Raw genomic sequence first — 13,692 nt, forward strand, 5'->3', positions numbered from 1 at the left:
CAACGGTTGGTACCGAGGCTAAGGCTATCCAGAGCAAGGATCAGGTAGAGCAGGGTGCTGTTATTACCTTTACCGCTACGCCTAAGGAGGGCTATGAGCTAGACCACTGGATGGTCAATGGCAAGCCTGCCGTCGCTGGTGCCGATACGAAGATCGAGGGCAATAAGCTCATCGTCACTCTAGGCGACCAGGACCTCAAGGTCGAGGCTACCTTCAAGAAGGTAAATGCTATCTCTCAGATCTCTGAGGCAGAGCTAGCTGTCTATCCTAACCCCTTTGCAGAGCGTATCGTCATCACGGTACCAGCAGAGTGTATCGGTCAGACAGCCTACCTAACCTCTATGCAGGGAGAGGTCGTCTTGCAGATGACTCTAGAGCAGACTGAGACCGTCCTCTACACAGACGCGCTCAGCCAAGGCACCTACCTGCTACGAGTAGGTAGTCACTCACAGCTACTGATTAAAGAGTAATGATGCCAGACAGGCACCTTACCGTCTAAGCCCCTGAGACTGCTCTCATAGTAGTCTCTACAATACGAGGGAGGAGATACCGTATTTGGTGTATCTCCTCCCTTATTCTATATGTTCGTCGGTACAGGCGTAGCGCCCCTTCCCAGAGACTAGATGTTCCCAACGGTGGAAAGCAAACTTTCCAAGGCTGGAAAACGAACATTTCCCACGGAGACGGGATATAAAAGTTCGGAAGAATGAAATGAAACTTCGGAAGAATGATTTCGAAGTTCCGAAGAATTTGTCCGTTCCTCGGTGGATATTTCCGATTTCCTACCGAGGAAATCGGATTTTCCTCCGCATGAAAATGGATTTTCATGGGCATGAAACTAGAGTTTCTCCCGCATGAAACTGGAGTTTCTCCCGATGAAACTCTGGGGGCTTCGTACCCTTTGGTTAATTACCACTAACTTTGCGGTGATTTACCTCTAGATACTACGATTATGATTGCATACTTGCGTGGCACGATAGATACGCTTACACCGACCAATGCCTATGTGGACTGTAGCGGGGTGGGCTACGATGTCAATATATCGCTCTCTACTTATGATACGCTGCATGGGCTGGAGCGTGATGCTCCTGTGCGGCTCTGGATCACGGAGGTGATGCGGCAGGGGGAGGTGTGTGACCTGTACGGCTTCTACACGAGGGAGGAGCAGGCGCTCTTTGCGAAGTTGATCACCGTGTCTGGCGTGGGACCCGCTACGGCTCGTGTGATCCTCTCTAGTCTGGCACCGCTGGAGCTGGCGGAGGTGATCGAAAGTGGCGATGACAAGCGCCTCAAGATGGTCAAGGGCATAGGACTCAAGACAGCACAGCGCATCATCGTAGATCTCAAGGGCAAGCTCCCCGAGACGCTGACGGATCGTGACGATGTGACGGCGGGTATCGGTTCGCGGGCAGCTCGTGAGGTGGCTGAGGAGGCGATCTCGGCACTTAAGATGCTGGGCTTTGCGGAGGCCAATGTGCGCAAGGTGGTGAAGCAGATTATGACTGTCAAGCCCGACACACCTGTCGAGCAGGTGATCAAGCAGGCGCTGGCGCAGCTCTGATCTTAGAGGTTAGAAATTAGAGGTTAGACTTTAGATATTAGAGGGTTAGAGGCTTTGGTACAACAAAACGAGCGCCCGAACGTTACATAACTGACTCTATAATTATAGACAGACACTAGATGGTCCCTAGGCGCAGGATACTATGTGCATGGCTGGCTTTGCTCTGCGCATTGGTGGGTGTGGTGAGATTGCTCGCTATGCCAGCCCTCTCGGTATCTGCTACGGAGCATCCTGCGCAACCGGATAGTCTGCGCTACCCTGTGCAGCCGACAGCTCCTGAGTCGTATGAGTGGCTCGAGCAGGAGTCGCCTCTGGATCTGCGCACACCGAGCGTGGTGACGCACGAGTTCGTCTACAATCCCGCCACGGGGCTTTATCTGCTGGTCACCAAGATTGGAGGCAAGCAGGTGGGCACGCCGATCCCCTACACGCTGGAGCAGTACATTGCCTATGTGGAGCGCAATGGCGTGCAGAGCTACTTCCTGGAGCGTGCAGCGCAGGATGAGAAAGAGCAACAGGGCAAGGGATTCAACCCGTTTGACTTTGGCTTCGAGCTAGGCCCTGCGGAGAAGATCTTTGGCCCAGGTGGCGTACGGGTGCGGACACAAGGCTCTGCGGAGGTGTCGATGGGTGTCAAGAGCAATGCCACGGACAATCCCTCCATACCGATTCGCTCACGGAGACATACCTTCTTTGACTTCGATCAGAAGATCCAGGCTAATGTGCAGGCGTCGGTGGGTACGAAGCTCAACTTTAACCTAAACTACAATACGCAGGCTACCTTTGACTTTGACAGTAAGAAGCTCAAGCTAGCCTACGAGGGCGAGGAGGATGACATAATCAAGGTGCTAGAGGCGGGCAATGTGTCGCTACAGTCGAAGAACTCGCTGATACAGGGCGGTGCGTCGCTCTTCGGTATCCACAGCAAACTGCAGTTTGGCAAGCTTGACGTGGACTTCGTCGTGAGCCAGCAGGAGGCGGAGACGAAGCGCGTCTCGACAGATCGTGGGGCACAGACGACACCCTTTGAGTTTTCGGCCAATAAGTATGACGAGAATAGGCACTTTTACCTAGGGCACTACTTCCGCGACCACTACAACAAGGCGATGTCTACGCTGCCTTTTATCTCTTCGGGTGTTAAGATCAACCGCATCGAGGTTTGGGTGACCAATAAGCGGGGCAACTTTGACGAGGCTCGCAACATTGTCGCTTTTACCGACCTGGGTGAGGCGGAGCGTGTGGCGGCTCGTGGCGTCACGACGAATGGATCGACGCAGGGACTGCCTGCCAATCAGGCGAACTCGCTCTACAGCTGGCTGCTCGGACAGCCGGCTCTGCGCCAAGTGGATCAGGTGAGCCAGTTGCTAGAGGGACAGCTGCGTGGCGGTGATGACTATGCGAAGATAGAGAGCGCTCGCCGTCTGAATGCCAATGAGTACCGCATCAATGACCAGCTCGGTACGCTCTCGCTGCAGGTGCGTCTCCAGCCGGATGAGGTGGTGGGTGTAGCCTTTGAGTACACTTATCAGGGGAAGGTCTATCAGGTGGGTGAGTTTAGCTCGGATCGCTCGGATCGTACGGCGGACAATCTTTTTGTCAAGCTACTCAAGGGCGCATCGATGACTCCGACGGCTCCTTACTGGCAGTTTATGATGCGCAACGTCTACAGCCTTGGGAGTAGCGTTTACAATCTTAAGGCGGAGAACTTCAAGCTCGATGTCTTCTACCGCAACGATAGCACTGGCACCGCTGTACCTTATATCAATGAGGGCAAGGTGGCGGGGCAACTCCTCACACGGGTCTTGGGGATGGATCGTCTAGATTCGCGCAATGAGCCACACCCTGATGGCGTCTTTGACTTTGTACCAGGCTATACGGTCGATGCGGAGCGTGGGCTCGTTATCTTTACCTCTACGGAGCCTTTTGGTAGTTACTTGGCGGAGCAGATAGGAGACCCCACCATTGCCGAGCGATACGTCTATCGTGAGATTTACGATACGACGATGGTCGCAGCGCAGCAAGTGGCCGAGCGCGATAAGTTTATCTTGCGAGGCGAGTACCAAGCGGCAAATAGCGGGCAGATCTCGCTCGGGGCGATGAATGTGACCCCGGGGTCGGTGCGTGTGACGGCTGGCGGAGCGACGCTCGTGGAGAATGTGGACTACACGGTCAACTACGCCATGGGTACCGTCACGATCCTCAACGAGGCAATCCTCAACAGTGGTACGCGTGTCGATGTCTCTCTGGAGAATAGGGGCTTCCTCAACTTGCAGCGCAAGACGGTGCTGGGACTGGACCTGAACTATCACTTTACGCCAAACTTAACGCTGGGCGGTACCTTCATGTATCTCAGCGAGATGCCACTGACTGCCAAGCCTGCCATGGGACGTGAGTCAATGCAAAACAGCCTTTGGGGACTTAATCTCTCGTGGCGCACCGAGTCTCAGTGGCTGACGCGTATCCTTGACTACATTCCGCTCCTAGACTTGACCAAGCCGTCGGAGATTGCGCTCAACATGGAGTTTGCCCACCTGATTCCAGGGCACTACGAGGGACGCTACACCAAGGGACATAGCTATATTGACGACTTTGAGACTTCGCAGAGCAGCATTGACTTGCTCAATCCCTACGCCTGGATGCTCAGCTCTACGCCGTGGCACGACCCAGCGGACGGGGTGGCGGACCTCTTCCCCGAGGCTCGCATGGTCAATGATCTGCGCTACGGCAATCGGCGAGCCTTGCTCAACTGGTTTTACATAGACCCGATGCTGAATCGTGCTGGCTCTTCGCTGACGCCTTCTTATTTGCGCAACAATCCCGACATGCTCTCGAACCATTACTCGCGAGAGGTGCGCATGGCGGAGCTATTCCCCTATAGAGATGAGAACTTTGCCCAGCAGTCTTACCTTCAGACGCTCTGCCTTGCTTACTATCCCAATGAGCGTGGCCCGTACAACCTCAACAGCGATCAGGTCGGTAGCGATGGTAAGCTCGCTAACCCAACGGAGAACTGGGGCGGTATGATGCGCAAGATAGACCAGAGCGACTTTGAGGCAGCCAATATCGAGTACATCGAGTTCTGGATGATGGATCCTTTCATCTATCCCGAGACGGCTCCGACGAGTGGCAAGCTCTTCTTCAACCTGGGCGAGGTGTCGGAGGAGGTGCTGAAGGATGAGAAGAAGTTCTTCGAGAATGGTATGCCGCTCAACGATGACCCCTCGGCAACCATCGAGACGGTCTGGGGACGCGTGCCTATTCGTCAGACGGCTGGCTACTCTTTTGACAATGCTGCTGGGGCGCGTAGCAAGCAAGATGTGGGCTTCAATGGACTAACCTCTGAGCAGGAGAAGGCTTTCCCCGCTTATGCCAACTATCTCTCCGCAATCCGTGGCAAGGTGTCGGGCGAAGTGCTCGAGCAGTGGCAGGGCGATCCGATGAGTCCGCTGAATGACCCGGCGGGTGATAGCTTCCGCCACTACCGTGATGAGCGATATGACCAGCTACAGTCGCCGATCCTCGAGCGATACAAGTACTACAACGGGGTCGAGGGCAATAGTGCTGAGGCAACCAATGAGACTGGCTCCTACAGCGTGGCGAGCCGTGTCGTACCGGATGTGGAGGATATCAACCAAGACAACACGCTCAACGAGCAGGAGCGTTACTTCGAGTACGAGATAGCGCTCTCGCCTGCCGAGATGCAGGTGGGGCGCAACTACATCGTTGACGAGCGCTCGGTCAATGTGAAGCTAGCCAACGGCAAGCAAGAGACGGTCAAGTGGTATCAGTTCAAGATCCCCGTACGAGAGCCGACCCGCAGGGTAGGGGGCATAGCCGACCTCAAGAGTATTCGCTTCATGCGCCTCTATCTGACGCAGTGGGACAAGCCTGTGGTCTTGCGCTTTGGTACCTTTAAGATGGTGCGTGGCGAGTGGCGACAGTATGACCGCCCGCTACACGCTCCCTCTGTCACTCCTATATCTAATGGCACGATGGATGTCAATACGGTCAACATTGAGGAGAACGGTGACCGCAAGCCGATCAACTACATCCTTCCGCCAGGAGTCTCTCGTAGCGTCAGCCCTAGTCAGGCGCAAGCCATTCGTCAAAACGAGCAGTCGCTCAGCCTACGCATCAAGCGCCTAGCGCCAGGCGATGCACGAGCTGTCTACAAGAATACGGGACTAGACCTACGTCGCTACAAGCGTATCGAGCTATTTGTCCATGCCGAGGAGCTTCCCGAGGAGGGGACGCCCACGGGCAATGGCGAGATGACCGCTTTCCTCCGCTTAGGTTCTGACTATACGAACAACTATTACGAGTACAGCGTTCCCCTCGAGCTGACCCCCTTCGGCACTTACAGTGACAATGCTAAGGACCGAGAGATGGTTTGGCCAAAGGACAACAAGGTAGACTTCCGCTTTGACCTCCTCACGGGGCTCAAGATGCGACGCAACGCTGCGCAGGCTAATGGCGAGACGGATCTCTACACGCCTTACTCGGTGCCCGACGCTGAGCGTCCACGCAACACGGTCACCGTGATGGGTAATCCCTCGCTGAGCAATGTCAAGACCATCATGATCGGTGTGCGAAACAGCGCTGGTCAGATCAAGAGTGCCGAGATCTGGGTCAATGAGCTACGCCTGAGCGAGTACCAAGAGCAGGGCGGCTGGGCGACCAATGCCGATCTGCAGGTACAGCTGAGCGATCTAGGTTCGTTTAGCGCCCGAGGCTCCTACCGTACGGCGGGCTTTGGCGCACTCGATCAGTCACTCGCGCAGAGACAGCTAGAAGATACTGGCTTCCTCAACCTCTCGACGCAGGTAGAGCTGGGTAAGTTCTTCCCCGAGAAAGCGAAGGTGCGCATACCGCTCTACTATAGCTACCAAGACGAAGTGATTCGTCCGCAGTACAACCCGCTAGACCAAGACCTGCTCCTCACGGAGGCACTCGACAATGCTGCCAACGAGTCGGTACGTGACTCCATCAAGACGATGGCACTGACACGGACCCAGGCTCATGCGCTGTCGCTCTCCAATGTGGGGGTCAACATACAGAGCAAGACCCCGATGCCGTACGACCCAGCCAACATTACGCTCGGCTACTCAATGTCTTGGGACGAGAAGAACAGCCCCGAGATTGTCTACGACCGCAATCGTACGTGGCAAGCTACGGCGCAGTATCAGTATACGCCCGTGGTGGCTCCGTGGAAACCTTTTGACAAGCTCCAGCAAGGTAAGAACGCCTCCGAGGCTGTCCGCACGGTCACCTCGACGCTGAGAGGTTATCAGATCAACTACCTCCCCTCACGGCTTGCTTTCAACAGCTCCATCCTGCGCAACTACAGCGAGCATCAGGTGCGCAACCTCATGCCTGGCGGAGGAGCGGTGGCTGACTGGTCGCTACCAGCCACCTTCGTGCAGAACTTCGTCTGGCAGCGTGCCGCAAACGTTGTCTGGAACCCCACGACCAACCTCAAGCTCTCCTTTAACTCGGGCACCAACGCCCGCATCGTAGAGCCTCACGTACAGGTCAATCGTGAGCTAGCCCCCGACGACTACACGCTATGGCGCGACTCCGTCTGGCAGAGCATACGCAGTTGGGGACTCCCGATGCAGTACAACCAGACTGCCAATGCCACCTACACGCTCCCGCTCGCCCTCATTCCCTTTATGGACTTCGTCTCAGCCACCGCCACCTATATGGCTTCGTACAATTGGGACCGTGGTGCCTTGACCCAGCAGGGCGCCTCCATGGGTAACGTGGTGCGCAACCAGATGAAGCTCGATGGACGGGTCAACATCCTCTTCCAGACGCTCTACCGCAAGTTCGACTGGTACAAAGATTACGAGAAGCGACAGAACAAGAGCAGCACCCGAAACAACCGCTCCGTCGCTCGTCGAGATGCTCGTGCTAGTCGCTCCGATCAGGAGTCTACGGACAAAGCTTCCGCAGCCTCACAGCGTAAGAAGCCTGCGCCACTGCGCTTTACCAAAGAGGTGGTCCTGCGCCCCGATACGACGATTACCATCACCCACCAGTTGGGTAGTGCTAAGCCCGAGGTGACCGCCAAGGATTCGCTCGGACACAACTACCCCGTCAAGTATGCCGTGGTCAATCCCAACAGCATCACCGTCACAGGCACCGACTCCGTCACGATCCGGGTCAACGTCTACGCTGCCGACAAAGCTCGTGAGATGCGCATGGAGCGTCTCTACCCATACATTGATGCGGGTATCTCCTTGCTGACCTTCCTGCGTGACATCTCGCTCACCTACACCCGTACCTCGTCGCTGCACTTGCCCGGCTTCCTCCCCGACATCAAGGCTGCCGGCGGGCAGGGCTACCCGATGCAGGGCATGATGGCTCCAGGCCTTGCCTTTGCCTTTGGCTTTACAGACAATGGCTATGTTCGCGAGGCGGCGCAGCGTGGCTGGCTCCTCAAGCAGGCGGAAAACATCAACCCCGCCATGTATTCCCTCGCCGAAGATGCCACGGCACGTCTCAACCTCGAGCCGCTCAAAGACCTCAAAGTGACGCTCACTTGGGATTATCACACCAATAGAGCGGTGCAGACGCAGTATATGTTTGAGGGCGCTCCCGAGACTTACAGTGGTAACTTTACCGCTGGAACCATCGGACTCAAGGGCTTCTTCGCTAGTGCCAATGCTAGCAATGGCTACAAGACGAGTACCTTTGATAATCTCCTAAGCTACCAGCAGGAGATGGTGCAGCGATTGACCAACCAGTATAGCGCTATCGCTGGAGCAGACGCTCCCGAGGTGCGACCCAACAGTCCTGACGTACTGATCCCCGCCTTCATCGCTGCCTATACGGCTCGTGGTCTAGACGGAGCGACGCCTTTCCACTCAATCTGGCGCACCCTCCCCAACTGGAGCATCTCCTACACGGGGCTAACTAAGATTCCCGCACTGGCAGACCTCTTCCGCAACTTCTCCCTCTCCCACACCTATCGCAATAGTTATAGTGTGGCGAACTACAACTCCTTCATCTCCTGGCAACCGATCGAGCAGCAGTTACGCATGGGCTACATAGAGATGCCCGCCGATGGGTCCACGGGCGGAGCAAATGGTATGCGTCGTGTCGCCTCCTCGCCTTACGACATCACGCAGGTATCCATTCGTGAATCCTTCGCACCGCTCATTGGCGTAGAGATGACTTTGCAAAGTGGATTGGGACTCAACGCTCGCTGGAATAAGTCGCGAGACCTAATGCTCAACCTCACCTCCTTCCAGGTCATTGAAAACAGCCGCAACGAGATCTCCGTCGGGCTCAACTACAAGATTGATGACTTCAGCAAGCTTATCGGCATCAAGCGTCGGGCACCTCAGCGCACGGGAGCACAGGCGCAGGGCGGCAAAAAGGAGAATCCGCTCTTTGCCTCGGGCGGTGCTATGACCCTGCGCTGCGAGTACTCGTACAATCACTCCTCGATGCTCATTCGCAAGATACAGGAGGCTTTCACACAGGCGACCAATGGCAATGTGGCGCACGTCATCAAGCTCAGTGCCGACTACGCTCTCAGCCGTATGCTCACCATACGAGGCTACTTCGACTGGAATCTGAATCACCCGCTCGTGAGCACCGCCTCCTTCCCCGTGAACAACACCTCCTTTGGCGTCGCCCTCCGCATCAGCCTCACGCAGCAGTAACGCCACCGCATACTAATCTGTAGCCCGCTGTAGAAACGCTATCCGTGCGTCTCACAGCGGGCTACTTACATTTGTCTGAGACTGTTGCAAAAGTCAACAGTCTCACAATCTTGCTTGCAAGATTGTCTAGACTTTGCAGAAAGGATGAATCGCAAGGCGCTGAGGGTGAGGTCTGAAGGGAGCATACCTCCGTATGTGACCGAAGCCGAATCCCGAAAGCAACACAGCGATTCGCCTTTATGCAACAGTCTCGTCTACGTCCTAGGATCAGTACCAGGTGTAGCGCATCTCGTAGCTGTCAAAAGGCTCCTCGCCCGTACAACCATAAGTACGCAGTAACGCCTGTAGCTTCGCCTGCTCCGCTGGTGAGAGCGGGATGTCGCCACGCTTGATACGGTAGAACTGTGTCTTCGCGTGCTTTGCGATCAGGTAGTCGGTAAATGCCACATAGTTATTGTGGCTCATCTCACCCATTGCCCTGGTTAGTCCTCTAGCATAGCGCTCGGGGCTGTCTGAGCGGTACAGTTCGCAAGCCTTCCCCTCCTGATATTGGGGGTGGTGGCTATTGATCAGTGTGAAGGTACGCTCTCCACTTAGCACCTGAGATGCGAAGTGCGCATGCAAGCAATGCGTGCGCTCGCTACAGCTCTCGGAGGTGCAGATGGGATAGCCGGAGGGAACCTGTTCGTTTACAACTTCTCTCTTCATAGTCATCTGTAATTTTAAGAGATTTATAATTTAGTTATTGAGGAGGTTACGAGCGTAAGTGTGGCAGGTCGAGCACTTCACTGGACGATTTTCCGCACTTACGTTGCTTTCCTCATGCCAAAGGTACAAAAGATCCAGCAAAGCGAGCTAACTATCGTGCCACTAGGATGAAACTCCAGTTTCTCCCGCACGAAACTCCAGTTTCCTACCTATGAAACTCCAGTTTCTTCCGTACGAAACTAGGGATAGGGTAGGCGAGTAGTTGTCTCAAAGCGATACGTCGTTCTGTTGCATTACCGCATCGTGGCTTTAACGAGTTTCCGTTGAAACCAACAGACGCTGTAACCTTTGACCGAACGGACGCACGAGCCGTTCGTCCCTACAAGTCGCTATACATCAGTGAATTGATTCGTGTTTTATAAGATTTGCGAAATTGAACCACAGGGGTACGTTTTGTCAGTTCGTTTTTTATTTGTAATATTACGCCTAGAAAGAAAAGAACCAACCGGTACGTATTTATTCGATCGCTATGGAAGGAAAAGAGACTAAAAAGAAAGCGGCAATAGTCCGGGAGAGCTTTAAGCTCTTCCTAGCACAGGGATACGATGCTGTCAGCTTTACAGATATTGAGCGCGCTGCTCAGGTCACTCGAGGTGCTATATTTCATCATTTCAGAGGCAAAGAAGATCTGTTCAAGCATGTTGCTGACCAATTCATTGATGCATTCCTAGAGGATGTGGACTATGGTGCGGAGTACTTGACTAGTCCGACGCCTCTCAAGGATTTTATGGACAACTGCTTGGCTCTCATAGAGCGACGGATGACCTATTTCCTCAAGGATGTCGATGTGCGTGTTACTTCTGCCAGCTTTATGAGCTTCATCTTGTACCTAAAAGATCATCACGAGACCTGGAGCGAGCAAGTCCAGGAGTACGAAGCGGAAAAGATAGAGGCTTGGAGCGATGCGATCAACCTCTCTAAGGAGCGTGGCGAGATACGTCCCGACACAGATACGACAATGCTCGCAGAGACCTTTCACCACCTCTACCTAGGACTCTCTTTCGAAGGAGCAATGATTGACACACTCTCTATCCCAGCACTGCGCAAGCAATGGAAGTACCTATACACGCTACACCATATAAACTGAAAGACCAAGAAGCTACACCCGAAACCCTATCAGAGTAGAAATTAACAGAACAACAATCGTCAAATGGAACGTCTACTATCAACCCTTATCCGCAAAGCCCTTCTCGTGATGGGGCTATTGCTTGTTGCACTATCCGTCTCGGCGCAGACATCTCCTTGTCAGATCAGTGGCGTCGTCGTGGACTCCGTTCGTCACGAGGCGATAGCCTACGCTACGATTGAGTACAAACTATTAGACGAACAGTTGACAGGTGGTTCGGTGAGCAATGCGCAGGGACACTTCCAGATGGCACTGCCCCGTATGGGTAGCTACCAGTTGACGATTAGGTCGGTTGGCTTTCAGACTAAGCAAATGCGAGTCACGGCGCAGGCGGGACAGAACAATCTAGACACGATCTACCTAGCCCCCGATGCTCAGACTCTAGACGAGGTGCAGGTGGTGGCGCGTCGCAAGCTCATCAAGCTTTCTCCCAAAGGCTTGACCTATGATATGAAAAACGACGTCTTGGCTCAGACCGACAATCTCCTCTTTGCCCTGCGCAAGGTGCCCCTCGTCACTGTAGATGGAGAGGGGAATATACGTGTCAAGGGGTCGTCAAACTTCTCCGTCTACATCAACGGGTCGCCCTCTCGTGTTGCCTCGATGAACTCCACGGAGGTCTTGCGAGGCATTCCCGCCAGTAGCGTCAAGGGTATAGAGGTAATCACACAGGTAGATGCTCGCTACGACGCTTCTGCTGGAGATGCTATCATCAATATCATCACTGAGAGCAAGAGCCTAGATGGGTACAGCGGACTAGTCTCTCTGATGAGCTCTACAATCCCCAATATCAATGGTACCTCAAGTCTGACTCTCACCAAGGGTAAGCTCAGCGTAGCGCTCAACTACAACTATGACTATACGCGTCATAAGGATCAGCCTATGGATATGTCTAGACGCACATTCCAAGGGGATAAGACGACCAGCCTCTTCAAGTCCACCGCGGTGGCTGGCAGCAACGATGGTATCTTCCAAAACCATGTCGGTAGCTTGATGGGAGAGTACGCCATAGATAGCCTGAATAGTCTCTATGCTGATGGGCACCTCTTCGTCTCATCGGTCTACACCACAGGGCTGTCTCAGCAGACTTTCGATCGTCCTAATGAGCCTACACGATATGCCACATCGCTCAATCAGATGCGCTTGACCTCTGGCTCTGTAGAGGGTAACCTTATCTATCGTAATCTCTATGCAGCGGACAAGCAGCCTCGCTTCTCGATAGGTTATCGCTACGCTTACAACCCAGACCAGAGGTACAAGGAGTGGACTGAGCGTCAGTACCGAGATGGCTTCACCAGCTGGGAGAGCTCTCCCTATGATGAGACACGACGTATGGAGCGTTCACGCGGAGGTCTGAGCGAGCATGCCCTACAGAGCGACTATCAGTTCATCTGGAGCGGAGGACACGCTCTGCAAGTAGGTGTCAAGGAAGTGCTACGACTGGGTAGCTCTCGCCCTGAGTACCATCTTTGGAACGAAGGCAAGGGCGACTGGCAAGAGGTGAAGGACCCACTCTACCGTCAGGGAGACATGAGTCAGCTGCAGAGCCTTATGTCAGCTTATGCCAACTACGCTTGGCAGGGTGAACGCTTCGCTCTCTCCGCTGGGGCACGAGGCACGCTGGTCTATGACAAGATAACTTTCTCGCAAAACAGTGAGGGAGACTTTCACAAGACGGGCGTAGACCTGATCCCTACGGCTACGCTCTCCTATATGCTGACTGACCGCCAGCAGCTCTTCCTCTCTTATAAGATGAGCCCTATCCGTCCCTCCATCTGGCGTCTCAATCCTTATCGAAGTCAGATGACAACATACGACATCTCTTTTGGCAATCCTTACTTGCAGTCGGAGCTACATCACAATGTAGACCTCTCCTATACATTCTTTTCGAACCAACTCTACCTCAGTCTAACGACGGGCTATGAGCAAACCAACAATGCGATTATGCCCGTGAGGTATAGAGACCCCAAGAGTCCAGAGATACTGTATCATACCTTTGCTAATGCTGGCTTGCACCGTGTGCCGAATGCTTCGCTTTGGTTGAACTGGCGTCCTATCGTGTCGCTCTCGCTTACGTTCTTTGGTAGTTGTAGGTATCACCTCTTCGACTATCCTAGTGAAGGACTCACTCAGCGGAACTGGGAGCACATGCTCTCCGCCAATGTGGATGTCACGCTCCCCAAGTCGTGGTATCTAGGAGCTGCGTGGTACTACTATGCCAATCCGCCGACACTCCGCACGACCTACTCATACAGCCACGGGTACAGCTTCTACCTGAAGAAGAGCTTCTGGGACGACAAGTTGGATCTAACCTTGACGGCTCAGCACCCCTTCTCGCAATACATGCGCTTCGAGACAAGGCAGTGGGGCGATGACTTCGAGTATAACCAAAGGAATATGATCCAAGCGCGTGCTATCGGTCTAAAGATCACGTACAACTTCAACTCGGGCAAGAGCCGCAAAGTGACGCGCAACGAGTCTCTCGCCACCTCCGACCTAGACCAGAGGACAGGTGTGCAGTAGTATTTCAGCAAAGCATTTCGCAGATAATAATAACAAGTCAA

6 protein-coding genes are annotated in these 13,692 nt (G+C 54.1%); 5 read left to right on the forward strand and 1 reads right to left on the reverse strand.

Annotated elements, in window-relative coordinates; all coding sequences use genetic code 11:
* From PORUE0001_RS08695 to sprA, 3 genes are all read left to right on the forward strand, one after another.
* Nucleotides 1-470: T9SS type A sorting domain-containing protein (locus PORUE0001_RS08695; RefSeq protein ID WP_007366108.1), on the forward strand; the 470-nt coding region annotated here is incomplete at its 5' end.
* Between the two features lie 482 nt (nt 471-952).
* Nucleotides 953-1,561, forward strand: a complete 609-nt coding sequence (gene ruvA / locus PORUE0001_RS08705) for a Holliday junction branch migration protein RuvA (protein WP_007366102.1) — start codon at nt 953-955, stop codon at nt 1,559-1,561.
* A gap of 197 nt (nt 1,562-1,758) precedes the next feature.
* Complete coding sequence (sprA, locus tag PORUE0001_RS08710; protein WP_100067386.1) at nt 1,759-9,234, forward strand: cell surface protein SprA; 7,476 nt, start codon at nt 1,759-1,761, stop codon at nt 9,232-9,234.
* 267 nt (nt 9,235-9,501) lie between these two features.
* Here sprA and PORUE0001_RS08715 read toward each other — a convergent pair whose 3' ends face one another.
* The gene (locus tag PORUE0001_RS08715; protein ID WP_039865843.1) at nt 9,502-9,942 is read right to left on the reverse strand and encodes a DUF6078 family protein; all 441 of its coding nucleotides are present in this window, start codon (nt 9,940-9,942) and stop codon (nt 9,502-9,504) included.
* Nucleotides 9,943-10,471: 529 nt separating this feature from the next.
* On the opposite strand from PORUE0001_RS08715, the gene PORUE0001_RS08720 reads away from it, so the two are divergent.
* Together PORUE0001_RS08720 and PORUE0001_RS08725 are read left to right on the forward strand one after the other, a co-directional pair.
* Nucleotides 10,472-11,089: a TetR/AcrR family transcriptional regulator gene (locus tag PORUE0001_RS08720; protein ID WP_007366087.1), complete on the forward strand. Its 618-nt coding sequence runs from the start codon at nt 10,472-10,474 to the stop codon at nt 11,087-11,089.
* Between the two features lie 63 nt (nt 11,090-11,152).
* Complete coding sequence (locus tag PORUE0001_RS08725) at nt 11,153-13,651, forward strand: TonB-dependent receptor domain-containing protein (RefSeq protein WP_039865844.1); 2,499 nt, start codon at nt 11,153-11,155, stop codon at nt 13,649-13,651.
* Nucleotides 13,652-13,692 lie beyond the last annotated feature (41 nt).

The sequence above is a fragment of the Porphyromonas uenonis 60-3 genome, assembly GCF_000174775.1.
Taxonomy (GTDB): Bacteria; Bacteroidota; Bacteroidia; order Bacteroidales; family Porphyromonadaceae; genus Porphyromonas; species Porphyromonas uenonis_A.